At 70.5% G+C, this 26,046-nt stretch carries 32 protein-coding genes and 1 tRNA gene; 12 read left to right on the plus strand and 21 right to left on the minus strand.

Features of this window, described 5'->3' with window-relative positions:
* The first annotated feature begins 11 nt into the window (after positions 1-11).
* Positions 12-719, plus strand: coding sequence for an ABC transporter ATP-binding protein (locus AB0230_RS00735; RefSeq protein ID WP_366373392.1), 708 nt, complete (start codon positions 12-14; stop codon positions 717-719).
* Positions 716-2,017 (plus strand): ABC transporter permease, encoded by a 1,302-nt coding sequence (locus tag AB0230_RS00740; protein ID WP_363392480.1) that lies wholly within the window; start codon positions 716-718, stop codon positions 2,015-2,017. The genes AB0230_RS00735 and AB0230_RS00740 overlap by 4 nt, the downstream gene beginning before the upstream one ends.
* A gap of 94 nt (positions 2,018-2,111) precedes the next feature.
* Here AB0230_RS00740 and AB0230_RS00745 read toward each other — a convergent pair whose 3' ends face one another.
* Both AB0230_RS00745 and AB0230_RS00750 read right to left on the minus strand, forming a co-directional pair.
* Positions 2,112-2,507, minus strand: coding sequence for a barstar family protein (locus tag AB0230_RS00745; protein ID WP_315993026.1), 396 nt, complete (start codon positions 2,505-2,507; stop codon positions 2,112-2,114).
* Between the two features lie 328 nt (positions 2,508-2,835).
* Positions 2,836-3,183 carry a YnfA family protein gene (locus AB0230_RS00750; RefSeq protein ID WP_315993027.1) on the minus strand — a complete coding sequence of 116 codons (348 nt, stop codon included), beginning with the start codon at positions 3,181-3,183 and terminating at the stop codon, positions 2,836-2,838.
* A 161-nt stretch (positions 3,184-3,344) separates the two neighbouring features.
* Between AB0230_RS00750 and AB0230_RS00755 the strand changes: the two genes are divergently transcribed.
* The 5 genes from AB0230_RS00755 to AB0230_RS00775 all read left to right on the plus strand — a co-directional run bounded on the left by AB0230_RS00755 (position 3,345) and on the right by AB0230_RS00775 (position 5,263).
* The gene (locus AB0230_RS00755; RefSeq protein ID WP_363578867.1) at positions 3,345-3,533 is read left to right on the plus strand and encodes an alternative tryptophan synthase beta-subunit; all 189 of its coding nucleotides are present in this window, start codon (positions 3,345-3,347) and stop codon (positions 3,531-3,533) included.
* A 102-nt stretch (positions 3,534-3,635) separates the two neighbouring features.
* Positions 3,636-3,881: an alternative tryptophan synthase beta-subunit gene (locus AB0230_RS00760; RefSeq protein WP_315993028.1), complete on the plus strand. Its 246-nt coding sequence runs from the start codon at positions 3,636-3,638 to the stop codon at positions 3,879-3,881.
* A gap of 320 nt (positions 3,882-4,201) precedes the next feature.
* Entirely contained in the window at positions 4,202-4,348 is a 147-nt protein-coding gene (locus AB0230_RS00765; RefSeq protein WP_315993029.1) for a hypothetical protein, read from the plus strand.
* Between the two features lie 91 nt (positions 4,349-4,439).
* Positions 4,440-4,781, plus strand: a complete 342-nt coding sequence (locus tag AB0230_RS00770; protein ID WP_363578866.1) for a hypothetical protein — start codon at positions 4,440-4,442, stop codon at positions 4,779-4,781.
* A gap of 107 nt (positions 4,782-4,888) precedes the next feature.
* Positions 4,889-5,263 (plus strand): hypothetical protein, encoded by a 375-nt coding sequence (locus tag AB0230_RS00775; protein WP_315993031.1) that lies wholly within the window; start codon positions 4,889-4,891, stop codon positions 5,261-5,263.
* A gap of 227 nt (positions 5,264-5,490) precedes the next feature.
* Here AB0230_RS00775 and AB0230_RS00780 read toward each other — a convergent pair whose 3' ends face one another.
* Positions 5,491-6,009 carry a hypothetical protein gene (locus tag AB0230_RS00780; RefSeq protein WP_366373396.1) on the minus strand — a complete coding sequence of 173 codons (519 nt, stop codon included), beginning with the start codon at positions 6,007-6,009 and terminating at the stop codon, positions 5,491-5,493.
* A gap of 187 nt (positions 6,010-6,196) precedes the next feature.
* On the opposite strand from AB0230_RS00780, the gene AB0230_RS00785 reads away from it, so the two are divergent.
* Positions 6,197-6,676 (plus strand): hypothetical protein, encoded by a 480-nt coding sequence (locus AB0230_RS00785; RefSeq protein WP_315993033.1) that lies wholly within the window; start codon positions 6,197-6,199, stop codon positions 6,674-6,676.
* Between the two features lie 111 nt (positions 6,677-6,787).
* Positions 6,788-7,411 (plus strand): hypothetical protein, encoded by a 624-nt coding sequence (locus tag AB0230_RS00790; protein WP_366373399.1) that lies wholly within the window; start codon positions 6,788-6,790, stop codon positions 7,409-7,411.
* 149 nt (positions 7,412-7,560) lie between these two features.
* Here the strand turns inward: AB0230_RS00790 and AB0230_RS00795 are convergent.
* A tRNA-Pro gene (locus tag AB0230_RS00795) sits at positions 7,561-7,634 on the minus strand.
* A 139-nt stretch (positions 7,635-7,773) separates the two neighbouring features.
* On the opposite strand from AB0230_RS00795, the gene AB0230_RS00800 reads away from it, so the two are divergent.
* Both AB0230_RS00800 and AB0230_RS00805 read left to right on the plus strand, forming a co-directional pair.
* Positions 7,774-8,352 carry a GNAT family N-acetyltransferase gene (locus tag AB0230_RS00800; RefSeq protein ID WP_366373401.1) on the plus strand — a complete coding sequence of 193 codons (579 nt, stop codon included), beginning with the start codon at positions 7,774-7,776 and terminating at the stop codon, positions 8,350-8,352.
* 42 nt (positions 8,353-8,394) lie between these two features.
* Entirely contained in the window at positions 8,395-8,778 is a 384-nt protein-coding gene (locus tag AB0230_RS00805; RefSeq protein WP_076674808.1) for a S4 domain-containing protein, read from the plus strand.
* Between the two features lie 240 nt (positions 8,779-9,018).
* Here the strand turns inward: AB0230_RS00805 and AB0230_RS00810 are convergent, their stop codons facing one another.
* Positions 9,019-9,921 (minus strand): NUDIX hydrolase, encoded by a 903-nt coding sequence (locus AB0230_RS00810; protein ID WP_366373404.1) that lies wholly within the window; start codon positions 9,919-9,921, stop codon positions 9,019-9,021.
* An 80-nt stretch (positions 9,922-10,001) separates the two neighbouring features.
* Between AB0230_RS00810 and AB0230_RS00815 the strand changes: the two genes are divergently transcribed.
* Complete coding sequence (locus AB0230_RS00815; protein ID WP_366373406.1) at positions 10,002-10,415, plus strand: GNAT family N-acetyltransferase; 414 nt, start codon at positions 10,002-10,004, stop codon at positions 10,413-10,415.
* Positions 10,416-10,573: 158 nt separating this feature from the next.
* Here the strand turns inward: AB0230_RS00815 and AB0230_RS00820 are convergent, their stop codons facing one another.
* The 16 genes from AB0230_RS00820 to AB0230_RS00895 form a co-directional block, all read right to left on the minus strand.
* On the minus strand, positions 10,574-11,017 hold the full coding sequence (locus tag AB0230_RS00820) for a DUF805 domain-containing protein (protein WP_366373408.1): 444 nt from the start codon (positions 11,015-11,017) through the stop codon (positions 10,574-10,576).
* 115 nt (positions 11,018-11,132) lie between these two features.
* Positions 11,133-11,570, minus strand: coding sequence for a DUF805 domain-containing protein (locus AB0230_RS00825; RefSeq protein WP_366373410.1), 438 nt, complete (start codon positions 11,568-11,570; stop codon positions 11,133-11,135).
* Between the two features lie 294 nt (positions 11,571-11,864).
* Positions 11,865-13,391: a ribosome biogenesis GTPase Der gene (gene der, locus AB0230_RS00830; protein ID WP_315993047.1), complete on the minus strand. Its 1,527-nt coding sequence runs from the start codon at positions 13,389-13,391 to the stop codon at positions 11,865-11,867.
* Complete coding sequence (cmk, locus tag AB0230_RS00835) at positions 13,381-14,118, minus strand: (d)CMP kinase (RefSeq protein ID WP_366373413.1); 738 nt, start codon at positions 14,116-14,118, stop codon at positions 13,381-13,383. The genes der and cmk overlap by 11 nt, the downstream gene beginning before the upstream one ends.
* On the minus strand, positions 14,111-15,244 hold the full coding sequence (locus tag AB0230_RS00840) for a prephenate dehydrogenase (RefSeq protein ID WP_315993049.1): 1,134 nt from the start codon (positions 15,242-15,244) through the stop codon (positions 14,111-14,113). Before AB0230_RS00840 ends, cmk begins: the two co-directional genes overlap by 8 nt.
* 55 nt (positions 15,245-15,299) lie before the next feature.
* Entirely contained in the window at positions 15,300-16,097 is a 798-nt protein-coding gene (locus AB0230_RS00845; protein ID WP_366373415.1) for a pseudouridine synthase, read from the minus strand.
* Entirely contained in the window at positions 16,094-16,741 is a 648-nt protein-coding gene (gene scpB, locus AB0230_RS00850) for an SMC-Scp complex subunit ScpB (protein WP_366373417.1), read from the minus strand. Before scpB ends, AB0230_RS00845 begins: the two co-directional genes overlap by 4 nt.
* A 4-nt stretch (positions 16,742-16,745) precedes the next feature.
* On the minus strand, positions 16,746-17,507 hold the full coding sequence (locus tag AB0230_RS00855) for a segregation/condensation protein A (protein WP_315994572.1): 762 nt from the start codon (positions 17,505-17,507) through the stop codon (positions 16,746-16,748).
* A gap of 184 nt (positions 17,508-17,691) precedes the next feature.
* Positions 17,692-18,594: a ParA family protein gene (locus AB0230_RS00860; protein WP_315993052.1), complete on the minus strand. Its 903-nt coding sequence runs from the start codon at positions 18,592-18,594 to the stop codon at positions 17,692-17,694.
* A 228-nt stretch (positions 18,595-18,822) separates the two neighbouring features.
* Positions 18,823-19,614, minus strand: coding sequence for a DUF4184 family protein (locus tag AB0230_RS00865; protein ID WP_363392525.1), 792 nt, complete (start codon positions 19,612-19,614; stop codon positions 18,823-18,825).
* A gap of 1 nt (position 19,615) precedes the next feature.
* Positions 19,616-20,929, minus strand: coding sequence for a tyrosine--tRNA ligase (gene tyrS, locus AB0230_RS00870; protein WP_315993054.1), 1,314 nt, complete (start codon positions 20,927-20,929; stop codon positions 19,616-19,618).
* Positions 20,930-21,091: 162 nt separating this feature from the next.
* Positions 21,092-22,000: a DUF2510 domain-containing protein gene (locus AB0230_RS00875; protein ID WP_366373420.1), complete on the minus strand. Its 909-nt coding sequence runs from the start codon at positions 21,998-22,000 to the stop codon at positions 21,092-21,094.
* 60 nt (positions 22,001-22,060) lie between these two features.
* Positions 22,061-22,768: a hypothetical protein gene (locus tag AB0230_RS00880; RefSeq protein WP_315993056.1), complete on the minus strand. Its 708-nt coding sequence runs from the start codon at positions 22,766-22,768 to the stop codon at positions 22,061-22,063.
* On the minus strand, positions 22,765-23,412 hold the full coding sequence (locus AB0230_RS00885; protein WP_366373423.1) for a SatD family protein: 648 nt from the start codon (positions 23,410-23,412) through the stop codon (positions 22,765-22,767). The genes AB0230_RS00880 and AB0230_RS00885 overlap by 4 nt, the downstream gene beginning before the upstream one ends.
* Before the next feature lie 51 nt (positions 23,413-23,463).
* Positions 23,464-24,894, minus strand: a complete 1,431-nt coding sequence (argH, locus tag AB0230_RS00890; RefSeq protein ID WP_363578828.1) for an argininosuccinate lyase — start codon at positions 24,892-24,894, stop codon at positions 23,464-23,466.
* 59 nt (positions 24,895-24,953) lie between these two features.
* Positions 24,954-26,003, minus strand: coding sequence for a heparan-alpha-glucosaminide N-acetyltransferase domain-containing protein (locus AB0230_RS00895; protein WP_366373425.1), 1,050 nt, complete (start codon positions 26,001-26,003; stop codon positions 24,954-24,956).
* Between the last annotated feature and the right edge of the window lie 43 nt (positions 26,004-26,046).

The following is a 26,046-nucleotide window of genomic DNA, read 5'->3' on the forward strand; positions in this document are numbered from 1 at the left end:
ACAGTGAGGTCATGGCATCCGAACCTCCTCCTCCCCTGCTCTCCGTCACCGATCTGCACAAGTCGTACGGCCGCGGATCCGCGCGCTTCGACGCGCTGCGCGGTGTGAGCCTCGACATCCACCGCGGCGAGAGCATCGCGATCGTCGGCAAGAGCGGATCGGGCAAGTCGACCCTCATGCACCTGCTCGCTCTCATGGACGCCCCCTCGAGCGGAACCGTGCGTCTGGAGGGGAAGGATGCCGCGACCCTGCGCGGGCGCCAGCTCAACCGCACGCGCAACAAGACGTTCGGCTTCGTGTTCCAGCAGTTCTTCCTCACCCCCAGCGCCTCGGTGCTCGAGAACGTGATCCTGCCGTTGAAGATCGCGGGCGTCGGACGCGCTGAACGCCGCCGGCGGGGACTCGCGGCGCTGGCCGAGCTCGACATGCAGGACAAGGCGAAGAACAAGGCCACGGCCCTCTCGGGCGGGCAGAAGCAGCGCGCGGTGATCGCCCGCGCTCTCGTGAACGACCCGCGGGTCATCTTCGCCGACGAGCCCACGGGCAACCTCGACTCCGCCACCGGCGCCGTGGTGGAGGACATTCTGTTCCGCCTCAACCGCGAGCACGGCATCACCCTCATCGTGGTGACCCACGACGACGAACTGGCGGCGCGGTGCGACCGCCGGGTGCAGATCCGCGACGGCGTCATCGTCACCGAGGGACGGAGCGCCGCATGAAGACCACCGACCTGGTCGCCACGGCCGCCGCGAACACGTTCCGTTCCAAGACCCGCACGATCCTCACGGTGCTCGCGATCTTCGTGGGCGCCTTCACGCTGACGTTGACGAACGGTCTCGGCACCGGCATCAACCGCTTCATCGACGACACCGTCTCCTCCATCGGCGCTGCCGACGTGCTGACCGTGACGAAGACGGGAACGGGGGCCGCGGCATCCGCAGAACCGCAGAAGTACGACCCCGACGCGGTCTCCTCGGCGAACACGAACCCCGGTCGCCCCGGCGCCACCGCGACCGTCTCGGCACTGACGGATGCCGACATCCGGACGATCGAAGACCTTCCCGGTGTCGCGTCGGTGAGCCCCACCCGCGCCGTGCAGATCGACTACGTGCAGGTCGACGGCGGCGAGCGCTACGTCGCGAGCGCGGGCTCGCTCATCGGCGGCCAGACTCCGCAGCTGGCGGCGGGCGCCGCGCCCGACGAGTCCTCCGACGCGCTCGAGACCGCGATCCCCGAGTCGCTCGTGACGCCCCTCGGCTTCGCGGACGCCGCGGATGCCGTCGGGGCCACGCTCACGATCGCCGTGTCCGACCCGGTGCGCACGCAGCACGTGGTCTCGGCGACCATCACGGGCGTGACCGAGGGCGCCTTCGCCTCCACGACCTCGTTGACCACCAACACCGCTCTGGAAGACGTGTTGTTCACCGCGCAGAACACCGGGGTCCCGGCCGATGAGCTCGATCGGTACGCGAGCGCGAGCGTGACCCTGTCGTCGGCGGCGGCGCAGGACGTCGACGACGCCAAGACCGCGCTGTCGGATGCCGGCTACTCCGGCCAGACCGTCTCGGATCAGCTCGGCACCTTCAAGGCGGTCATCGACGGGATCGTGCTCGTCCTCAACGCGTTCGCCGTCATCGCGCTGTTGGCGGCGAGCTTCGGCATCGTCAACACCCTGCTGATGTCGGTGCAGGAGCGCACGCGCGAGATCGGGCTGATGAAGGCGATGGGCATGGGCAGCGGCCGGGTCTTCTCGCTGTTCAGCCTCGAGGCGGTGATGCTGGGACTGTTGGGCAGTCTCATCGGCGCGGTCGTCGCGATCGGCGTCGGCACGGCCGTGAGCGCGCAGCTGGGGCAGACGCTCTTCAGCGATCTGCCGGGGCTGCAGCTCATCGCCTTCGACCCCGTGTCGATCCTGGTGACGACGGTGGCGATCATGGCGATCGCGTTCCTCGCGGGGAGCCTTCCGGCCGCGCGGGCGGCACGCGCCGATCCGGTGGAGTCGCTGCGGTACGAGTGACGGCGGGACGGGCCCGGGGTGACGCATCCCGGGCCCCGAGCGCAGCGCTGCACACGGCACGGCGCTCGGTCCACCGGAACGTCGACGGGGGTCCTCAGGCGAACACGAGCTCGATGTTCGCGTGATCGCGGAACACCCCGACGACGAGGTCGAAGTACGTCTCGCCGCGTCCGGCCTCGAGCTCGTCGAGGGCACGTCGCGCCGGTGCGACCGCATAGACGTCCGGGCGTTCGAGCTTGCGCCGCAGGTAGGCGAGGGTCGTCTCCACCCCGAGCGCCGCTCGCGCCGCCTCCGCGTCGCGCCACAGCACGCGCACCGGTTCCGAGCCGTGCAGGACCCCGAACCCGCCGTACAGCAGATCGTCCAACGCGTCGAGGCTCTCGCCGAGGGTCCAGGGCTCGTTCGGCATGAACACCCGGTTCAGCTCCGCGTACAGGGATGGGATGCCGTGCACCCGCGATCCGTCGATCTCGATGAGCCGCGCGGTCATGGCATCCGCCCTCCTTCCACGGGATCACGACGAAGGACCGGAGCCTGTCGGCATCCGGTCCTGTCGTGAGTGGCCCTGGCGGGCCGCGGGACGATCAGTCTCCGCCGTTGATCACCGAGAGGTACGAGCCGAAGGGGCGCGCGGTCTCGGGGGCGGAGAAGTCGTCGGCGAGGCCCTCGTGGGGCGTGGTTTCGAACTGCATGCATCGAGTGTGCCCCCATGGGCGCATCACCACATGCCGCTTGACAATCCGCCGATATCTCGTCTAGCTAACTACTTGGCTCTCTAACTGAATGGTTCCGTCCGCCGGATTCCGAATCGGACGCCGTCACTCCGGCGCCCCGGCCGAGGCGGGCGCGAGCACGATGATCCCCGCCCCCACGAGAGCGACGGCCGAGCCGACGTAGTCCCACACCGTGGGACGGAAGCCGTCGACGACGATGCCCCAGGCGAGAGAACCCGCGACGAACACCCCGCCGTAGGCGGCGAGGACGCGCCCGAAGTGCGCGTCCGGCTGCAGCGCCGCGATGAAGCCGTACGCGCCGAGCGCGACGATCCCGAGCAGCGCCAGCCACCAGCCCCGGTTCTCGCGCACCGCCTGCCAGATGAGCCAGGCACCGCCGATCTCGGCGATGGCGGCGAGAGCGAAGAGCACGACGATGCGGGCGGTGACCATCGGGCCATTATGGCCGCGACCCGCCCAGGGCACCCTGCCGCATCCGCCCGGAAGACGGTCTGGAGACGCCCGGGTTACGGTCGTCCACGCGCGCATTACGGAGAGGAAAATTCTCGGCCAGGACCTATCTCCGAGGGCTACATTCCCCGCAGGGGGTGATGATGACTCGACCTCGCACCTTGACACACATCTACACACTCGCGGGCGGCTGGCAGAAGGCCCCCCACGAGCCCCTCACGCCGGAACGAGCCGCCGCGTTGCGCGACCAGGGGATCATGCTGGTACGCGCGCGTCGCGGCTTGTTCGACACGCGTGAGATCTCGCTGCGGCAGTATCCGCCGACACGCTGACCCTCCGAAGAGGGGACAGACACCCCCACCGACGACGCGTAACGTCGTCCTCCCCCGCTCCAATGGCGCAGCGCCCTCGAAAGCTCGAGTTCTGGAGTGGAAATGACTCGCCCTCGCACCGTGACCCACGCCTATCGCATGCCCGGCGGATGGGAGACGCTCCCCCACCGCCCCCTCACCGCCGAGACCGCCCACGCGCTGCGTGACGAGGGGTACACCCTCGTCCGGGCTCGACGCGGGTGGGGCAACTCGAAAGAGCTGTCGCTCTCGCATTACACCCAGCAACCGGCCGGCGCCGCCCCGTGGTCCGACGCCGACATCCGCCCGTCGGGGTCGTCCGCGGCCTGACCATACAGCCACCCCCTGGGGGTGAGGACGCGGATGCCGTGCGTATCGTCCCGCGCGAATCGGGCACGGCGGCCGGCCTCACGGCATCCGCGTCCTCGTCGTGAGCCCCCAACTCCGCGCCCGGATTCCGGGGACGGCCCGACGGGGAAGGCCGATCGAACCGAAGCTCCGGCGAATCCCGGTAGTGCGAGCGGAAAGCGATTGCCCCACCGGCAGGTAAAGTCGCTTGAATCGGTCCGCTGCATTCAAGGGGGGCAATGCCGATGCCAGGGTCGCAGACGATCACGCACGCCTATCGACTGCCGGGAGGGTGGGAACCCGTGCCGAAGCAGCGATTGAGCGTCACGAACGCTCTCGCTCTCCGCGCTCAGGGCTACACGATGATCCGCGCGAAGCGGCGGTTCCGCAGCCCGTACAACCACTCGATGGTGCAGTTCCTCCAGGCGGCCGGTCACTCGGACCGCTGAGGCGCGACCTCTCCCAAGACGGTGCTCTCCCGGTGCCTGCGCATCCAGGAGACCCCGCCGACGCGCGTCGTATTCCGTATAGCCTTGGCGGATGACGTGCACTCGCCCCGCATTCGACGAGATCTCGCAGTGGGTCGCCGACTACGAGCAGCACGACAGCGTCGCCCACGCGACCGTTCACGTCCTCCCGCAGGACGACCCCGAGCACGCCGACTCGGGCATCGTCGCCGTCCATCTCAACCACGGTCCGGCGTCCATCTACCTCAACATCGACTGCGACCGCACCTGGACCGCGACCCTCACCGAGCGTTCCGGGGAGTTCCCGCTCACCGGAACGCACCTGATTTCCCTCGGCGAGGAGCTGTTCACGACGGGCAAGCTCTGCGAATACCTGCAGAAGCGAACGGATGCCGCGACGGTGGACGCCGCCTGATCTCCCCCGCCGCGGACGTGCCACCGTAGCTCGGAGCCCCGCGTCCGACGCCGAGACACCTGCGCAAGGTGTGCGCGCCGCTCGACAACGGGTGCGAGACTGCCGGTATGGAATCGCTCGAGGACTCGCCGCCCCGCCGCTCCCGCGAACAGCTCGAAGCATGGGTCGCGGAGTTCGAAAGCGAGGAGCACTGCATCGCGGGTTCGATCTCGGTCGCCCCTCAGGAGGACGACGGCGAGGACGACACGGGGCTCGTCATCCTGCGCCTGCGCAACGCGTCGGCATCCATCCACATGCGACCGCGCAGCTACGACGACCCGATGTGGGAACTGACCCTCAGCGAGCAGCCCGAGAGTCTGTCTCTGTCGATCCACGACATCACGAGCCTCGCCGCCGAATACGTGATCGCCAGCAACCTCTGCACCTTCCTCCAGTGGAAGTCGCTCGAGTGGGACCGCAACAGCGGGCGGCACGCGGACTGAGCCGGCGGGCGCGCCCGATCGGATCGACACGGGAGGGCATCGGATAACTCCGACGCGTTCCGAATGGTCACCGGATCGTGTCCGTCCGCGTGCGCGTCGACGGCGTGCAGTCTCGCCCGCCGCAGAAGCATCCCGAATGCGGCGCAGTCGACGCAGAGCAGGGGCCGCGCGTCGGGCGCATCGCTGACCCGGACCGGAAGCCCGCCTGACGCACGCGGCAAGCATTCTCAGCTCGTCGAGCATCCGGTGAGCGAGGAGGTGACAACGGCGTCCGACTTCGCCCCTGTTGCGGTGTAGCCCTCGGGCAGCGTCGTGAGAGCGTTCAAAGTCCACCTCGCGCTCGTCGACAGAGTCGTGCGGAACGAGATGGCTGTTCCCGCCGGAAGGTCTGCGGTCAGCGTGAATTGGGTAGCCGTGCCGCTGAGCCGAGTCTGCGTTGTCATCCCCGAAGGGGTCGAGGAGAAGACTCCGATACTGGAAACTCCTGTGCCGGAGATGAGCACCGTCGTTCCTGTCGGTAACGGCGCGGTGGCGCTGGCGACGAGAACGAACCCCGGCCCCTGAATACCCGGAGCTCCGCAGGAGCCGGAGAGCGAATACGCGCCGACATCGGACGTGGACGCCGCCGCGCGGGGTGCCGCGACGGCGATGGCGATTGCGGGAACCGTCCACGCAGCCGCTTTGATAACGGTACGGCGATCCATTCCATCGTTCGCGGTGGAATGGTCGGTGATGAGCTCGGTCACGAAGTCCCCCGTCGTTGCGGGGGTGCTGCCTCGATCGACTGGTGCCGCCCCGTGCAGTCCCATTGCCACCCCGTGCCGCCGAGTATGCATGAATCACATGACGTCTGTGTAACTGAGCCAAGAATTCAGCTCGGCAATTCCGACATCGCGTGTCCGCGGCACTTCAACAGCCGATAGCATCCGTGGCATGAGCGATCTCGAACGCGGTGTCATCAGTCGCCGCGCCCTCGTCGGGGCTGCCGCATGGAGCGCGCCCGTGATCGCGTTGGCCGTCGCTGCGCCCCTCGCATCAGCGAGCACCACACCTCAGCTCACCTACCGGGTGAGCGGCCCCACTGACAACAACGGCATCACGTCCTACGTGATCTGGATCACCAACGACGGCACCACTGCCCTTGCCGCCGGCGACCTCATCGCTGACCTTCCGGCGACCGAACCGGATTACTTCTACTCGGGATACAGCGGCGATGTCGCTTGGCGGTACGGCGACGGAGGCGAGTCCGTCGTCTGGTTTTTTGCAGCACCCATCGAGCCCGGCGCCGAGAGCGGGGCTTTCATCATCTACCTCGGCCGCCAGGGGCCGGAGCAGAGTTCCCCGCCGACGGCTGTCATCACTTTCTCGGCGCCGGGTCGAGGTTCGGTGTCGATTCCCCTCACGCTTCTCTGAGTAAAAGGACCCCGGGGCAATGAGTGCTGGCGTCAGTCGGGCCGAACACGATCGCTTCCGCCGGGACTGCTCCTCCCCGGAATGTGGTGCTGACCCATCGGAATGAGTCACATGCGATCACGCACCCCAGGGGCCTTTGCTGCCGGCCTGCTCACCCTCTCCCTCATCACAGCCCCCACCGCCGCCAGCGCCGACTCGGCACCCGACTGCCTCACGGTGCCAGGCAAGGCCGGTGCCGCCATTGACGCGAACATCGCCGGCTACCCGGTCGAGAAGCCGAGCGAGTACCGGACTGTCGACGGGCAGAAGGAGCCGGTGTACCGCGTCAAGATCGGGCAGACACTGCACATCCCCACCCGTATAACCAATTCGGGCACCTGCCACTACTGGACGTTCGGCGGCGACCTCACCGCCATCGGCCACGATGCCTTCAAGACGCCCGGCAGCAGCACCTACGTCGAAGGAATCGGAAACCGAATCTGGGCCGCGTCCATCGGCGTGCCCACCTGGGACCCCGACCCAGACCGAAATCACCCGTACACACGACGCTCCGAGCGCCTCTACGTAGAGGTCTCTCCCGGCGACACCGCGAAACGACTGTGGCCGATCACGGTGGACAATCTTCCCCGAGCAGGAGTCCTCTACGGCGTCCGGTTCCGTTACGACACCGACGTGTCCGACCCGCCTGTATCCGACAACGCCACCAGCAAACGTATCTGGCTCGTCCGCGACTGACGTCAGTGCCAGGTCCAGACGATTCTGTTAGAGCCGCTGATCGAACCGCACTCGGCGCTCACGTGCCCGCTCATGAGACGCACGCCCGTCGCCGGAAACGACAAGAGGCCCGAACCCCCGCAATCTTGCGGAAGTTCGGGCCTCAACTGTCGGGATGACAGGATTTGAACCTGCGACCCCTTGACCCCCAGTCAAGTGCGCTACCAAGCTGCGCCACATCCCGTTACCCGCGAGCGGGCAACTCCCCTATATTAGCCCCTCCCCGACACCGTCGCGAACCAGCGCCCACCCCGGGCGTGTGGCGCCGCGTCGAACGACGTGATGCCCTTGTCGATGTCGGACCCCCTCGCTAGCGTCGCGACATGACGATCGAGATCCTGCCCGCCACCGGTGACCGCTTCGACGACGCCGAGACGGCCCTCGACAGCGGAGACGGCCCCGGCTGTCAGTGCCAGTGGTGGCTGCTCACCAACGCGCAGTTCAACGACGAATCGCGCAGCCAGTTGACGGAGCGGTTCCGCGCCGAGACGCGGAGCGAAAGGGCGCCCGGCCTCATCGCCTACGTCGACGGCGAGCCGGCCGGGTGGGTCCGGGTCGGTCCACGTCTCGCGCAGCCGCGCCTCGCCCGCACGCGCGACGTCAAGACCGCGACCGTGGAGCCTCTCGACGCCGACGACGTGTGGGCCGTGTCGTGCTTCGTGGTGCGGGAGCAGCACCGGGGCACCGGCCTCACCCGTGCCCTCCTGCATGCCGCGGTGACCTTCGCCCGTGAGGGCGGTGCCCGCGTCGTCGAGGGCTACCCCCTCGATCCGTCGGTCCAGAAGCGTTCGGCTGATCAGCTGTTCCGCGGCACGGTGGCGGTCTTCCAGGATGCCGGCTTCGACATCGTCGACCGCCCCAAGCCCGACCGCGCCCTGGTCTCCCTCACTCTCCGCAATTGATCGCCCGTCTTACGATGGAGGTTCGCCGACGAAGGACTTGAGATGACGGATGCCACGACCACCGCTCGCGTCGACGCGTGGCTGTGGGCGGTGCGCGTCTACAAGACGCGTTCGGCTGCGACCACGGCGTGCCGCGCCGGACACGTGCGCGTCAACGGCGAACGGGCGAAGGCGGCTCAGCCGGTGCGTCCCGGCGACGAGCTCCGCGTGCGCATCCAGGGGTTCGATCGCATCCTGGTCGTGAAGAAGACCATCGCGAAGCGCGTCGGTGCCGCTCTGGTGGCCGAGTCGGTGGACGATCGCACTCCCCCGCCCCCGTCGAAGGAGAGCATGCCGTTCGTGCCCGTCCGCGACCGCGGCGCGGGACGCCCCACGAAGCGCGACCGCCGCGAGATCGAGAAGCTGCGCGGCCGCGAGCTCGACTGAGCCCGTCGGCGTCGCACCACGCGGGGCTGCGTCCGGTCGTTGCGCCGGTCGCGGGGACCGATGGCTTCGACAGGCTCAGCCACCTTCCGCGCTACGCCAGGTCCCTGAGCATGGCGAAGGGACCGGTGGCCTCGAGAAGCTGAGCTCCCTCACGCGGCCCGATGTTCGGGTCCAGACCGGTGGCTTCGACAAGCTCAGCCACCTCGCCGGGAAGGGAATCGCCGCCGGTCGGAAGCGCCGTCAGCCCAGCTGATCCAGCGCCCAGCGTGCGCCGCGCACGGTCGCGCCGAGAGCCTCGACGCGGGCCGCGAGCTCACGGTCGCCGGTCACCACCACGACGGGATCGAACGCCCCCACGAGCCCGCGCACGGCCTCGACGATCTCGTCATCACCCTCACCCGGGGCGCGGCGGACCTCGAGGGCCGGAGCCACCGGCTCCGCCGCCCGAGACTGTCCCTCCAGCACGGCGACCACCCGCGGGAACCAACGCGTGGCGGAGAGGCCGAGGAGGTCGGCATCCACCCCCTGCTCGGCGAGACGGGAGAGCTTCGTGACGAGGCGGGTCGCGGCTCCTGCGCGATCCTTCCACCAGCCATCGGGAACCGACCCCATGACGTTGGCCACGTCGAACACGATCGCCGGACGAGAGCCCAGCGCTGCGCGCAGCGCCGGCCAGGCCGAAGCGAATCCGGGGTGCAGCGGAAGGTCCGTCACCCGATCGACCGCGACCCACTCGAGGGCCACGCTCTCGGGGTCGCTGATGACCGGCTCGAAAGGCGTCGTGACGTCGGCGACGAGCGTGGAGTACGACCAGATATCCAGATCGAGGACGCTCTCGAAGCGCGCGCGCACGGCATCCACGGGCACACCGGCCTCTTCCGCCGACTCGCGCAGGGCACCGTCGCGAGCGGACTCCCCCTCGTGACGCGCTCCGCCGGGCAGCGCCCAGGTGCCGCCGAAGTGGCTCCACGAGACCCGGTGCTGCAGCAGCACGCCGCGCTCGGGGTCGAGGGCGAGCAGGCCCGCGGCGCCGAAACGTCCCCAGTACTTCTCGCCCGTGGGCGCGACGACCCATGCGTCGCCGGGGTCGCGCGGCCCGTGCGGTCGCCGCGGTTCGCCCGGGGCGGGAGGCTCGATCGTCATCCCGTCCAGCCTGGCACAGCCGTCGGGTGGGAGCGCCGCCGTGCGTCATATCCCGCCGCGGAACGCGCCACACTTGACGTGTGGAGTACGAATTCGACGACGACCCCCGGCGCATCGACCGTGACGCGGTCTGGCAGTGGCTGAGCACCGAGGCCTACTGGGCCCGGTGGCGCACCCGCGCCGACGTGGAGGCTCAGCTCGACAGCGCGTGGCGCCTCGTCGCCGCCTACCGCCGCGACACCGGTGAGCTCGTCGGCTTCGCACGGGCGATCTCCGACGGGGTCGCCTTCGGCTACCTCGCCGACGTCTTCGTCGTCGAGGGGCACCGGGGCCACGGCATCGGCCGGGGCCTCGTGTCGCTGATGATCGACGAGGGTCCGGGCCCGCACTTCCGCTGGACGCTCTTCACCAGCGACGCGCACGGACTGTACCGGAAGTACGGTTTCGTCGAGCCCGACCGCACCGCCCTCGTGCGTCCGGCGGCGTCCGCCTGACGCCCGCCCCGAGACGGCGCGGTGGGCGGGCAGGGCCCCCGGTACCGCCACCGACGCCACTCGCGAGCGGATGCCGAGCGCAGGGCCGGCGGCATCCATCTTCCCCGCACACGCGAACGTCCCGACCCCCTTAGGGGCCGGGACGTTCGGTATCGAGATCAGGCGTCGAATCGCGCTCCGCGCGGATCGCTGGGCAGCAGCTCGAAGACGAAGAGGATGATGCCGCCGACGAGCGGAACGAACCCGATGAAGATCCAGAACCCGCTGCGGTTGGTGTCGTGCAGACGGCGCACGATGAGCGCGAGATGCGGCACGAACGTCGCGAGGCCCCACAGCAGCAGGATCACGTAGAAGACGAAGCCGAGACCCGACGGCGCGGCGGTCTGTCCGTATTCGTCGACCGCCGGTCCGCCGGTGAGGAGCGCGAGCACGCTGAGCACGATGGAGACCAGCGCGTTCGCGAGGATCCACCACCAGAACTCGCTGCGGCTGGCGCGACCGCGGAAGGTCGCGTACTTCTTGAAGAATCGCTGCACGGCGGCGCCGAACGAGGCGCCGTAGAGCGGCTGAGAAAGCGGAGCGGTGCTCTGCGTGTGTGACATGTGTGTCCCCCTGACACGATGACGGATGATTCGCGACGCGGCGGCCGATCGCCCCCGTTCGTGCACTGTATCGAGACCGCACACCCGCCGTGCGAGAACGACGCTCCGTGTCGACTCAGACGTCGAAGCGTGCGCCCTCCGGCCGCGGCCCCTGCACCGTGAAGACGAGGAGCACCAGGATGCCGATGAGGGGCACGATCCCGACGAGCACCCACAGGCCGCTCCGCCCGGCGTCGTGGAGGCGCCGCACCAGCACGGCCAGTGTCGGCACGATCGTGCCGAGGGCCCAGACGATCCAGATCAGCGAGAGGATCACCCCGTGCGGTCCCGTGATGGTCGTCGAGCCGTCGGCCTCGATCCGCACGCCGTCGGTCAGTGTCGGCAGCGCGTTCAGCACGGTGCCCACGACGGTCCCGGTCAGGACCCACCACCAGTACTCGCTGCGACTCGCCCGTCCGCGGAAGGTCGCGTACTTCGCGAAGAACCGCCTGACGGCAGCGCGAAGCGGCGCGCCGTAGTAGGGCTGGTCGAGGGGTGGTGCGATCGCGGTCATGGCGCGCCTCCGGGAGGGATCAGGGATGCCACGGCCCCCGCCGTCGCCCGTGCACTGTATCGGCACCCGGCTCGCGGCCGCGGACCCTTGCATCCGGCCCCGCACGGGACTCGCCACGAGCAGCCGGCCGGCATCCCGGCGGGATGACGCCGAGACGACAGGCACCCACCATCTTGCGCCCCCGGCGCCTCGCCGGACATCGCCCCGCGACCCCGGCACGCGTCGCAGTGACCGCCCGCGGCGACGCGAACGCCCCGACCCCCAGAGGAGGGACCGGGGCGTCGGACGCGCGGCTCAGCGCTGGCGCTTCTCGCGGATACGCATGTTCAGCACGATCGGCGTGCCCTCGAAGCCGTAGATCTCGCGCAGGCGCCGCTGGATGAACCGGCGGTAGCCCGGGTCGAGGAACCCGGTCGTGAACAGCACGAATGTCGGCGGACGCGTCGCCGCCTGCGTCCCGAACAGGATGCGGGGCTGCTTGCCGCCGCGGAGCGGATGCGGGTGCTCGGCGACGAGCTCCGAGAGGAAGGCGTTGAACTTGCCGGTGGGGATGCGGGTGTCCCACGACTCCAGCGCCGTCTCGAGCGCCGGCACGAGCTTGTCGAGGTGACGGCCGGTGCGGGCCGAGATGTTCACGCGCGGAGCCCACGCCACGTGCGCGAGGTCCTGCTCGATCTCGCGCTCGAGGTAGCGGCGACGGTCCTGGTTCTCCATGTCGTCGTCGTTCAAGCGGTCCCACTTGTTGAACGCCAGCACGAGAGCGCGACCCGACTCCAGGACGAGGTCGATGATGTTGAGGTCCTGCACGCTGATGGGCTGCGACACATCGAGCACGACGACCGCGACCTCGGACTTCTCCAGCGCTGTCGAGGTGCGCAGCGACGCGTAGAAGTCGGCCCCCTGCGACAGGTGCACGCGGCGCCGGATGCCGGCGGTGTCCACCAGCGTCCAGAGCTTGCCGCCGAGCTCGACGACCTCGTCGACGGGGTCGCGGGTGGTGCCCGCGAGCTCGTTGACGACGACGCGCTCCTCGCCCGCGGCCTTGTTCAGCAGCGACGACTTGCCGACGTTCGGGCGACCGAGGATCGCGACGCGGCGCGGTCCGCCGATCTCGTATTTCGCGACCGCCGAGACCTCGGGCAGCACCTTCATGAGCTCGTCGAGCAGGTCGGCGACGCCGCGACCGTGGATGGCCGAGACCGGGTGCGGCTCGCCGAGGCCGAGGTTCCACAGGGCCGTGGCCTCGGGCTCCTGGCGGGCGTCGTCGACCTTGTTGGCGATGAGGAAGACGGGCTTCTTGCTCTTGCGCAGGAGCTTCACGACGTGCTCGTCGGTCGAGGTCGCCCCCACCGTGGCATCCACCACGAACAGTACGACGTCGGCGAGGTCGATCGCGACCTCGGCCTGGGCGGCGACGGAGCGGTCGATGCCCTTCGCGTCGGGCTCCCACCCGCCGGTGTCGACCAGCGAGAAGCGGCGGTCGAGCCACTCGGCCTTGTACGTGACGCGGTCGCGCGTGACACCGGGGGTGTCTTCGACGACCGCCTCACGGCGACCGAGGATGCGGTTCACGAGCGCCGACTTGCCGACGTTCGGCCGACCGACGATCGCGACGACCGGCAGTGCGGGCAGGAACTCGATCTCGCCGTCGCCCGACGCCAGCCCCGCGAGCAGTTCGGCGTCGTCCTCGTCGAGGTCGAAGTCGGCGAGGCCCGCACGCAGTGCTTCGGCTCGCTGCTCGGCGAGCGCCTCGTCGAGGTTCTGCATCTTCTCGGCGAGCTGGTCGGGCCCGCCTTCGTATTCGTCTTCTTCAACGCCCATCGCGGGCTCCCATCGTGTTCTCGACGACGCTCAGCACGGCGTCGACGGTCTGTGCGAAATCGAGGTGGGTCGAGTCGACGACCTCGACGCCGGGCGCGGCGGTGAGGAAGTCGACGACCGTGGAATCAGCGGCATCCCGCTTGCGCAGAGCCGCGGCGACGGCCGCGGCGTCCTGCGAGGTGAGCTCTTTGCTGCGTCGGGCCGCCCGCACCTCGGGGGCCGCGGTCAGCAGGATGCGCACGGGCGCGTCGGGGTACACGACCGTCGTGATGTCGCGCCCCTCCACCACCACGCCGGGAAGACCCGCGGATGCCACGAGCCGACGGAACAGCTCGTTCACCGCGTGCCGCACGGGGGCGACGCGCGCCACCCCGCTCACCGCGTCGGTGACCCGGGGCTCCCGGATCGCGGTCGTGACGTCGGTGGACCCGACGCGCACCCACCGGTCGGTGGTGTCGAGCGAGATGGCGTAGTCGAAGTCGCCGAACACCTCGAGCACCGCGGTGGCGTCGGAGGTGTCGACCCCGTGTTCGAGCGCGTGCCACGCGAGGGCGCGGTAGGCGGCGCCGGTGTCGAGGAAGCCGTAGCCGAGGCGCGCGGCCGCAGCCTTCGACACGCTCGACTTGCCGCTGCCGGCGGGGCCGTCGATCGCGACGACGACGGGAGCCGCGGATGCCGACCCCTCGGCCGGGGCGCCGAAGGCGGGCTTGAGGAGGGATTCAGTCATGGGTGGTGCTCGCAATCCGCCATCCGCGCTGCTGGAGTCCGTCGACGGCTCGACGGACCGCGTCGGGCACGACGCTGATCTCGGCGAGGCCGAACGGGGCACCGGGCGAGTGCTCGAGGCGCAGGTCTTCGACGTTGACGTCGAGGTCTCCGAGCTCGCCGAAGAGGCGGCCCAGCTGTCCGGAGGTGTCGTCGACCATGACGACGAAGGTATCGAAGCGGCGGTTCTGTCCGTGCTTGCCCGGCAGGCGTTCGACGCCCTCGTTGCCGCGGCGGATGGTGTCGGCCACCGTCCGGCGGGCACCGGGCACATCGGGATCGCGCAGGGCGTCGGCCACGTCGGTGAGATCGGAGGCGAGCCGATCGAGCACGTCGACCACGGGGGCGGCGTTCGCGCCGAGGATCTGCACCCAGAGTTCGGGAGCGGATGCCGCGATGCGCGTCGTGTCGCGCACGCCCTGGCCGGCGAGACGGAGGGAGCCGTCGGGCGCCTCCACGAAGCGTCCGGCGAGCAGGCTCGCGACGAGCTGCGGCACGTGCGACATGAGCGCAACGGACTCGTCGTGCTCCTCGGGCGTCATCTCGATGAGCGTCGCGCCGAGGTCGAGAGCCAGCCCCTCGACGAGCGACAGATCGTGCGCCGAGGTCTCGCCGTCGCGGCAGACCACCCACGGGCGGCCCACGAAGATGTCGGCGCGCGCCGAGATGGCTCCCCCGCGCTCTCGCCCCGCCATGGGGTGGGAGCCGATGTAGTGGGTCAGGTCGACCCCGCGTGCCCGCAGAGTGCGCAGGGGCTCGAGCTTCACGCTCGCGACGTCGGTGACCACGGCATCCGGGTATCGGGCGAGCTCGCGCTCGACGACGTCGGCCGTGACGTCGGGCGGTACCGCCACGACGATCAGCGAGGGGGCGTCGTCGGGGCGCTCCGCGCGACCGGCGCCGTAATCGATCGCCAGCCGCAGCTGGGAGGGCGACGCGTCGACGAGCACCACGTCGACCCCGCGGGCGGTCAGTGCGTGGCCGATGCTCGCGCCGAGGAGACCGGAGCCCACGACACGGACCGTGCCGCTCGTGCGGGTCGCCAAAGGCCCCGCCGCGCGCGCGGACGCCTCGTTCGATTCGCTCATCGGGTCTCCTGCTGCCCTGGGCGGTGCCGCACGCACCGCGAGACGCCCGGGAGGCTCACTTCACCGGAGCGTCGCCGTCTCGACGAGACAGCGTGAGCAGGGCACCACGTTCTACTGTAGTCAACTCGCGCGCCTTGCCCACCGGGAGTGTTCCCAGGTGAAGGGGTCCGAACTGCCGCCGCACCAGTTCGACGACCGGATGACCGACCTCGGCCATCATGCGGCGCACGATGCGGTTCTTGCCCGAGTGGAGGGTCAGCTCCACCAGGCTCTCCCCCCGCGAGGCGTCCAGGAGGCGCGCCTTGTCGGCGGCGATGCGTCCGTCTTCGAGCTCCACGCCCTTCAGCAGGCGCTGGATGGTCTGCGGCAGCACCTGCCCCTCGACCTTCGCGATGTAGACCTTGGTCACCCCGAACGAAGGGTGCGCGAGCACGTGGGCGAGGTCGCCGTCGTTGGTCAGTACGAGCAGGCCGCTCGTGTCGGCATCCAGTCGTCCGACGTTGTACAGCCGCTCGTCCCAGTCCTTCGTGTACCGACGCAGGTCGGGGCGGCCGCGGTCGTCGCTCATCGAGCTCACGACCCCGGTGGGCTTGTTGAGGATGACGTAGCGCTTCGACTCGTCGAGCTGGATGGCGGTCCCGTCCACGTCGACGAGGTCGGTCTCGGGGTGGATGCGGCGGCCCAGCTCGGTGACGACGAGGCCGTTCACGCGCACGCGCCCCTCGACGATCATCTGCTCGGCGACGCGGCGTGACGCCACTCCCCGGTTGGCCAGCACCTTCTGCAGGCGCACGCCCTCTTCACTCGCCGAGCCTGCGCCCCCGGTCGTCGAGCCTGTCGAAGCGTCGCTCATTTCAGTACCTCTCCGTCGAATCCGTCCGAGCCGTCGTCGAGCAACGGCGAGATGTGCGGCAGCTCGTCGAGCGAGTTGATGCCGAGGTTGATCAGCAGCTGATCGGTCGTGCCGTAGTGGATCGCCCCCGTGTCGGGGTCGGTGAACACCTCGGTGATCAGTCCGCGGGCGAGCAGGGTGCGCACGACCGAGTCGACGTTGACGGCGCGGATGGATGCCACCTGCCCGCGCGTGACGGGCTGCTTGTACGCGATGACGGCCAGGGTCTCCAACGCGGCCTGCGACAGTCGCGAGGGCGCTTGCGTGTTGACGTACTCCCCCACGACGACGTCGTACTCCTCGCGCACGTACAGGCGCCATCCGCCCCCGACTTCGCGCAGCTCGAACCCGCGGCGCGGTCCCCCGGTCTCGCCGTCGTAGTCGGCGACGAGCGCCTCGACCGCCTGGCGGACGGCCGGAACCGGAGCGCCGACCGCGGCGGCGAGGCTCACGAGACTCTGCGGCTCCTCGAGCACGAGCAGAATCGCCTCGAGGCGACGAGCGACGGATGCCGGGTCGGCCGACCGCGGCGCGGGAGATGGCGCGGGCGCGGTCTCGGCGGTCGGGGGCCCCGCAGGCGCTTCCTGCGCCGCGGGCGAAGTCATGGGATCAGCGGTCATAGTCGGCTCCGAGGGCGGCGAGGTTCTCTTCGGACCACCGTTCGGCGGTCCAGCGCAGCGTCAGCTCACCGAGGGGCTCCAGCTGCTCGAACGACAGGGCAGCGTGGCGGTAGAGCTCGAGGATCGACAGGAAGCGCGCGACGACGACCCCCGTCTCGGTGACACCTGCGACGAGATCCCGGAAGTTCAGCGTGCCCGCCGAGCGCAGCAGCGTGACGACGATCGCGGCCTGCTCACGGATGCTGACGAGCGGGGCGTGCAGGTGATCGAGTCCCACGGTCGGGATCTGCTTCGGGGCGAGGGCGACGACGGCCAGCGCCGCGAAGTCGGCGGCGGTGAGGGTCCACTTCAGCTCGGGGACCGCGCTGCGATACTTCTCGTCGAGGCGCACGGCGCGCGTGTGCCTCTTGTCTTCGCGCTGGAGGCAGCGCGCGAACCAGGCCGAGACCTCTTTGAACGCGCGATACTGCAGCAGACGCGCGAAGAGCAGGTCGCGGGCCTCCAGCAGCGCCACCGATTCGGCATCCACGAGCTCTCCCTGCGGGAGCAGTCCGGCGATCTTCATGTCGAGCAGGGTGGCGGCGACGACGAGGAACTCCGATGCCTCGTCGAGGTCGGCGTCGGGGCCGAGGGCGCGCAGATAGGCGATGAATTCGTCGGTCACCCGACTGAGGGCCACCTCGGTCACGTCGAGCTCAGCGCGCGAGATGAGCGTCAGCAGCAGGTCGAAGGGTCCGTCGAAGTCGGGCAGGGAAACGCGGAAACCGCCAGCGTCGGTCCCGGTCCCATCGACAGGCTCAGGGACCTCAGCAGGGAGGGGGTCGCCGGTCGCGAGGTGGCTGAGCCCGTCGAAGCCACCGGGACTCGCCGCGTCAGTGCCTTCCGCAGGCTCGGGACCCGGCGGCGCCGCGACGGGGCTGCCCGTGGGGGTGTCGTCAGGCGACGGCGCCACGGGCGACCAGCTCCCGCGCCAGCCGCAGGTAGGCCTGAGCGGCGGCATGTTCGGGGGCGAACTCCGTGATCGGCATGCCCGAGACCGACGCGTCGGGGAACTTCACCGTGCGACCGATCACCGTCTCGAGCACGTCGTCGCCGAACGCCTCGACCACCCGCTCGAGCACCTCGCGCGAGTGGAGGGTGCGGGGGTCGTACATCGTCGCGAGCACCCCGTCGAGCTCGATCGCCGGGTTGAGGCGGTCGCGCACCTTGTCGATGGTCTCGACCAGCAGTGCGACACCGCGCAGGGCGAAGAACTCGCACTCGAGCGGGATGAGCACGCCGTGCGCCGCGGTGAGGGCGTTGACGGTGAGCAGACCGAGCGAGGGCTGGCAGTCGACGAGGATCACGTCGTAGTCGGCCGCGACCTTGCGCAGCACGCGGGCCAGGATCGTCTCGCGGGCGACCTCGTTGACCAGGTGCACCTCGGCCGCCGACAGGTCGATGTTGGCCGGGATCACGTCGAGACCCTCGACGCGGGTGTGCACGATGACCTCGCGCGGGTCGCGCTTGGTGTCCAGCAGCAGGTCGTAGATGGTCGGCACGTCGTGCGTCTGGATGCCGAGACCCGCCGACAGCGCGCCCTGCGGGTCGAAGTCGATCGCGAGGACGCGACGGCCGTAGCCCGCGAGGGAGGCCGCGAGGTTGATGGTCGTCGTCGTCTTGCCGACGCCGCCCTTCTGGTTGCAGAGCGCGATGATGCGGGCGGGACCGTGTCCGTCGAGCGGCTTCGGGGTGGGGAACCCCTGGTAGGGGCGTCCGGTGGGTCCGAGGATGACCTCGTCCGCGCCCGTCTTCGTGCCCTTCGTGCTCGCCGACACCGAGTCTCCCGCCTTCGTCATAACGGTTCCGAGTCTAACCGCCGCCCGCTCTCCCGCCCGGTGTGACCCGCGGGCGGCGCCCCCGAACCGTGAAACCGAGGTCCCGAGCCACGCAACCGAGGTCCCTGAGCCCGTCGAAGGGACCGGGCCCTGCTGCCCATCGCTCCCCGAGGCGCCACCACCCCGCGCACGATCGCCCGGTGACTCCGACGCGCTCAGCCGCCTCCTCACCGAGCGCTCCGGGCGCCCCTACCCCGCGCGGACAGCCACCCGCGCGCGACGCGCCTGCACGAACAGCGCCAGGGCCACCGTCAGCGCGGCCCACGCGGCGGCGACCTTCGTCAGCACACCGTAGATGAGGTGGGTGGTGGTGTACTCCTCGCCGAACCCGCCGTTGGCCCCCAGCGCCACGAGGGATGCCACGACCAGCAGAACCGGGAGCGAGAGCCACCACGCCCAGCGGGCGGCATCCGGAAGCACCCTCCGTACGGGCTGGGGCGCATGCCGTGACAGCCACACCAGCGCGAAGATCCCCAGCACGGCCAGCCCGAACACCCCCGACCCGTACTGCAGCCACTTCGTCACCGAGAAGGGGCCCCAGCGCTCCGCGAGGGCGGGGAGCAGTTCCTCCCCCGTGCGCCCCTCGTGGGTGAAGAGGTCCCAGGCGATGTGCGAGGCGACGCCGAGCGCGAGCGAGAGGACGAGCCACAGGATGCCGAGGGCTCCCCCGCCGACGCTCTCGCGCACCCCCGCGCGGGCATCCGTGTCCCACTGCGCCGGCAACCGCTCGGCCACCGGCCGCGGCAGGAGCTCGCGCGTCGCGGGGCGCAGCGCGCACCGCCACACGAGCAGTAGGACGAAGGCGACGACGACCGTCACCGGCAGCCATGCGAAGTCGTGGGTGAGGCCGTAGTCGGGCCACATCCCGCGCACGAACAGCGGCAGGTCGGGGGTCATCGCCCCGATCGCGATCGCCGCCGGGACCAGCCGCGTGCGCACGAACGGCAGTGCGACGACGGCGTGGCTCGGCGTGAACGGCATGTCAGCTGAGGAAGAGTCCCGCGAGGGTCTTCTTGCCGCGCCGCAGCACCGACACCCCGCCCGGGAGCGTCCCTTCCACGACCGCGTCGTCGCTCGCGACCTTCGCGCCGTCGAGCGAGACACCCCCCTGTGCGATCGCGCGCCGCGCGTCGCTCAGGCTCGACGACAGGCCCGTGGCCGTGAGCGCCTCCACGACGCTCGAGCCGGCGGCGACGGTCGCGTGCGGCAGCTCCTGCAGCGCCGTGCGGAGCACCGTGGCATCCAGTCCGGTCAGGTCGCCCTGGCCGAAGAGGGCCTCGGTCGCGGCGATCACGCTGTCGGTCGTGTCGGCGCCGTGCACCGTCGTGACGACCTCGCGCGCGAGACGCTTCTGCGCGGCGCGACGGAAGGGCTCGTCCTCGACCAGACGGGCGTACTCGTCGATCTCGGCGCGCGAGAGGAAGGTGAACACCTTGAGCCGCTCGATCACGTCGCGATCGTCGGTGTTGAGCCAGAACTGGTACATCACCCACGGGCTGCACATCTCGGCATCCAGCCAGATGGCGTTGCCCTCGCTCTTGCCGAACTTCGTGCCGTCGCTGTTGGTGATGAGCGGCGTGCCGATGGCGTGCACGGAGACGCCCTCGACCTTGCGCACGAGATCGGTGCCGCTGGTGAGGTTGCCCCACTGGTCGCTGCCACCGGTCTGCAGCACGCAGCCGTACTGCCGGTGCAGCTCGAGGTAATCCATGCCCTGGAGGATCTGGTAGCTGAACTCGGTGTAGCTGATGCCCGCCTCGGAGTTCAGGCGCGCGCTCACGGCATCCTTCTTCAGCATCGTGCCGACGCGGAAGTGCTTGCCGATCTCGCGCAGGAAATCGATCGCGCTGAGGGGGGCGGTCCAGTCGAGGTTGTTGACGATGCGAGCGGCGTTGTCGCCCTCGAAACTCAAGAATCGCTCGACCTGGGCGCGCAGGATCGCCACCCACTCGGCGACGGTCTCGCGCGTGTTGAGCGTGCGCTCGGCCGTGGGCCGCGGGTCGCCGACGAGACCGGTGGAGCCGCCCACGAGTCCGAGCGGGCGGTGTCCGGCCAGTTGCAGGCGACGCATGAGCAGCAGCTGCACGAGGTTTCCGAGGTGCAGGCTCGGTGCGGTCGGGTCGAACCCGCAGTAGTAGACGATCGGGTCCCCCGACAGCAGTTCGCGCAGCTCGTCCTGGTCGGTGGAGACGTGGACCAGGCCGCGCCACAGCAACTCATCCCAGACGTTGTCGAACGTCGGATCGTTGGCGGGTGCGAGGGCGCTCACGGGCGCCGCATCGGTGGAGGCAGACACCGGTTCAGGCTACCAGCGGGCTCGCCGGGCGCCGGATGGCGGGGTCCGGTTCCACCGACGGACACGCACGCCGGGGGCGCGGATGGCTGTCGACGGCGTCCTCGGGCCGAGGGCGCCGGCGCGCGGGCGGGGCGCCGCGATACGCGCGACACCCGGGAGCGCTCAGCCCTGAAGCGGAGACGTCGCGACGGACGGCGGCTCGCTCGGCAGCAGGAGCAGGCGCGTCTGCGTGCGGGTCATCGCCAGGATGACGCCCACCAGAGCGGCGAAGACGACCCCGCCCCCGGCGAGCATCCACCCCCGGACGATCGCGGTGATGTCGCTTCCGCCCGCGGCGAGCACCAGCGTCACGATCCCCGCGATCACGGCCGCGACCGCGAGGACGGCGACGAGGATGGCGACGATCACGAGCGTCTGCAGGGCCGCTTCCGCGTGGAACGTCGGACGGATGCCCCACCGGGTCAGCGTGTACGCGGTCCACCGCGTCCCCGTCCACCACCGGCTCATCGTGCGGGAGATCGGATACCACCCCGCTCCGGGGCCCTCCACCGCCCCGGGCAGCGGCCGCACGGCATCCGGGTCGAGGGGGTCACCCTGAGGCGCGGGGGTGCGCCGCACCGCCGTGGTCTGCGCGGCCATCGCGAGGAACAGCGCACCGAGCACCAGCGTCGTCACCGCGGAGAACGGCCAGCTGCCGGCTGTCGCGGCGAACGTCCCCTGCAGCAACGCGAGCGAGAGGAAGACCGCTCCCATCGTCCACGCGACAGCGGGCGATTCGGTGACGGCCCAGTCGACGCCGACCCGGCCTCTCCGGATGCGCGAGCCGGACCAGACTCTCCCGTCCCACCAGCGCACGAGCTCCGACCGGGTCGCGTACCACCCGGGCCGCGGCCCGTCCGCCTCGCCGGCGGAGGAGTGCGGATGCCGATCCTCGGCCACCATGGACGGCCGCGCCTCCTCGGGAGCCCGGCCCTCGGGAACGGGGGCCTCGTGCGCCGTCCACTGCGCCCCGTCCCACCAGCGCAGCTTCCCCGGCGTCCCGGCGTCGTACCATCCCGGCTCAGCGGTCATCGCGTCCCCCCTCGCATCGCTCGACCCTAACCGCACGCCATCGCCCGCGCGAGCGGTTGCTCACCCGGCGTTCACACCCCACCAGACGAGGAAGGCCGCGGCGAGCGAGGTCACCCAGCTGACGAGGCTGCCGATCAGGAAGTACTCGGCGCGGTCGCCGTCGTCTCGATCGCGCGAGATCTCGGGGAAGCGCACGATGCCCTTCGCGGCCAGCACGGCCGCCAGCAGCGTGTAGGCGCCCGCGAGGGTGAGCACGAACACGAGGATGCGTTCGAGGGGGCCGATGAGACGTCCGCCCTTGAGGGTGGGAGGGGACTGCTCGTCGCCTGCCGCCCCGCCCATCTCGGAGCGCAGCGCGATGCGCACGACGGCGTTACCCGACTCGAGCAGGAAGACGAGGCAGCCCACCACGAGCAGCACCACGTCGATCGAGACCGCCTCACCGGGGCGGTAGGCGGACCAGGCCGCGCCGATGAGACCCGGGCGCGCGCGGCCGGGAGCGATCACGACGCACGCGGCGGCCGCCAGCCCCAGCAGCGCGACCGGCCAGAGACCCGCGCGCGCGGCGCCCGTCTCAGGCAGCACCCGCGTCCAGATGGCCGCGACGGCGACGGCGAGGACACCGGCGACCACGGCGTCGAGCCCGGCCGAGACGACGACGAGCAGCACCGCGGCCACGGAGAAGACGATCCAGCGACGGGAGTGGATCATCCGCCGCAGCAGGTCGACCCCGCCCACGGCGAGCAGCAGGAGCCCGGCGGCGATCATGCGCGCGCCCCCGCGACCAGCACGTCGTACCCCTCGACGATGGCGGCCGACCCCGCTGAGGCGAGCGCCTGCGACACCGCCGACTGGCTGATCCCCTCCTGCTCGGCGAGCTCGCGCTGCGATCGTCCGAGACAGCGGCCGTAGGTGAGGCGGCGGGCGCGCTCGCTCATGGCCGAGACGGACTGGTCGCGACTCAGGGCGTACGCGGTGGCCAGAGCGATGGTCTCGGTCATGGCGGCATCCTCTCCCTCCGCCGGCTCGATCCACGTGCGCGCGAGCGGCGCGGCGCGCTGCTGCAGCCGCTCGACCTGCTCGATCGCGGCGCGGGCCGCCCACCAGGCCGGCCCCTCGGGAACCTCCCGGCCCTGCAGGGCGATGGGTCGCACCTCGCCGACCCCGACCCCGAATCGGCAGTCGACGCCCTCGGGAAGGGCGAGACGCAGCAACAGGAGCGATGCGAGGGCCGCCGACAGCGAGGGGTACTCCCCCTGCAGTTCGTCTCCGACCACCGCGGCGAGAGGTGCCGTTGCGACCGGGAGCACCTCCTCGACCCCGGCGACGGCGTCGGCGATCGCGCGCTGCGCTCCCGCGCGGTCGGCCAGTCGTCGCGAGGCGACGATGTCCGCGATGACGGCAACGCTCATGCGATAAGCCTAACGCTTATAAACCGCTTTTGATAAGCGAAAAGCTGATATTCACGACACGAGAGAGCGCGCGGCGGACTGGGCGCGCGTGACGAGCTCTTCGCGCTGCTCGCCCACGCGCACCGGTGAGGTGCCGCCGACGCCGGTGCGGCTGGCCACCGACCCGTCGATGGTCAGGACCTCGCGGACGGCCGGGGTCAGGGCCGGAGACACCGAGGCCAACAGCTCGTCGTCGGCGTCTTCCAGGCCGATCTCGCGCTCCTCGCACGCACGGACGAGGGCGCCGGAGATCTCGTGGGCATCGCGGAACGCCACGCCCTGGCGCACGAGCCACTCGGCCACATCGGTCGCGAGGGAGAACCCCTGCGGGGCGAGCTCGGCCATCCGGTCGGCGTGGAAGCGCAACGTCGCGATCATGCCCGAGAACGCCGGGAGCACGAGCTCGAGGGTGCGCACCGAGTCGAAGACAGGCTCTTTGTCTTCCTGCAGGTCGCGGTTGTAGGCCAGCGGAAGACCCTTGAGGGTCGCGAGCAGGCCCGACAGGTTGCCGATCAGACGCCCCGCCTTGCCGCGCGCGAGCTCGGCGATGTCGGGGTTCTTCTTCTGCGGCATGATGCTCGAGCCGGTCGAATACGCGTCGTCGAGTGTGACGAAGCCGAACTCCCGCGTATTCCACAGGATGACGTCTTCGGACAGACGCGACAGGTCGACGCCGATCATCGCGGTGATGAAGGCGAACTCGGCCACGACGTCGCGCGACGCGGTGCCGTCGAGGGAGTTCTCCGACGGGCGGGCCAGGCCCAGATGGTCGGCGACGAGCTGCGGGTCGAGCCCCAGAGTGGCCCCGGCGAGCGCCCCTCCGCCGTACGGCGAGACCGACGCGCGCACCGACCAGTCGCGCAGCCGCTCGATGCCGCGGACGAAGGCCCAGCCGTAGGCCTGCAGGTGGTGGGCGAGCAGGACGGGCTGCGCGTGCTGCAGGTGCGTGCGCCCGGGCATGATCGCGGAGCCGTTGGCCTCGGCCTGAGCGACGAGGGCGTCGATGAGACGGAGCAGTTCGCGGGTCAGGGTGCGGGAGTGGTCGAGCAGGTAGAGCCGGACGAGGGTCGCGATCTGATCGTTGCGGCTGCGACCGGCCCGCAGCTTGCCGCCCAGGGCGGGTCCGACCGTCTCGATCAGCACCCGCTCGAGCGCCCCGTGCACGTCTTCATCACCGGGCGATGCGACGAGGGAGCCGTCTTTCACGCGGGCGGCGAGATCGTCGAGGCCGTCGTGCATGGCCCGCGCCTCGTCGGCGTCGAGGTAGCCGGCCGCCTCGAGCGCCGCCGTGTGGGCGTGCGAACCCTGGATGTCGTAGAGGGCGAGATCCCAGTCGAAATGGGTGGAGCGGCTCAGCGCCGCCAGTTCGGGAGACGGTCCGCCCGAGAAACGGGCACCCCACAGGGCCCCCTCGTTCGTCGCCTGACCGGTCTCGCTGCTCATCCCCCCAGCCTACCGAGGGCGACCGACATCCCCCGAGCCGGAGGACGGCGCCCGCCCGTTCAGCGCAGCTGCGCCGCCGGTCTCACGACGTCCCCGCCGACGACCGCACGCACCGCCCTGTCGATGAGCGCCTCGAGCGGTCCCCGCCCGATCACGAGCACCCAGACCGTGCAGAGCACCACGAGACCCGCCACGAGCGGAGCGAACAGTCCCGCCTCCCGGATGCCGTACAGATCCGACGTGTCGCCCAGCAACGCCAGGGCCACGATCGCCCACACCACCAGCTGCAGCACGTAGGCGGTGAGCGGCATCGACCCCACGGCGCGCAGAGGCACCGCCACCCAGCGCAGCGGGGTGCGGCACAGCAGCAGACACGCGCCGATGACGGCGATCGCGAACCCGCCCGACCCGATGACCTCCCACAACCCCGCCGAGTGGTCCTCGGCGGTCAGGACGACCGCTAGATAGGCGTTCCCCCGCACCGCGGGGGCCGTGAGCAGCGCCGCTCCGTACCCGGCGAGCGCGAGCGACCCGCCCACGGTGACGAGCAGGCCCTGCGGCGCGGGCGCCCGCAGGTCGAGGCGGCCCAGTCCCATCCCGGCCAGGAGAAACGCGATCCAGGTCGTGAACGGGTAGTTCCACCCGATCAACGCCGCCAGCTCGTCGCCGCCGGGCCCCGACCAGATGGGCGCGGCATCCAGGACGGGCTGGACCCACGGCATGACGAGGGCGAAGACCGCGGCCGCCGTGAGCAGACCTCGCGCGCGCAGGCCGAGGAACGGCAGCGCGAGCACGAAGAGCACCGCGTACGCGGGCAGGATGACGTACACGGGTACGCCGGTCATCACCAGCAGCACCCCGATGACCCAGAGCATCGCCCCTCGCATCGCCAGGCGTGCCGCCGCGCGGGGACGCCGCTCGGTCGGCAGCGGACGCGTGCCCCCCGTGACGAGCGCGATCGACAGCCCCGCGAGCACGGCGAAGAGGATCGACGACCGGCCGTTGACCAGCGTGATCCACGACTCCGGGTCGGGGGTCAGCACGCGCTCGGTGTCGAGGAGGTGCGCCGCGAGCATGCCCAGCACGGCGAGCCCGCGCGCCAGATCCACGCCCCTCAGCCGGCTCGGCCCGTCGAAACGGGACCAGAGCCGG

The organism is Microbacterium sp. NPDC089190, assembly GCF_040701795.1.
GTDB lineage: Bacteria > Actinomycetota > Actinomycetes > Actinomycetales > Microbacteriaceae > Microbacterium > Microbacterium galbum.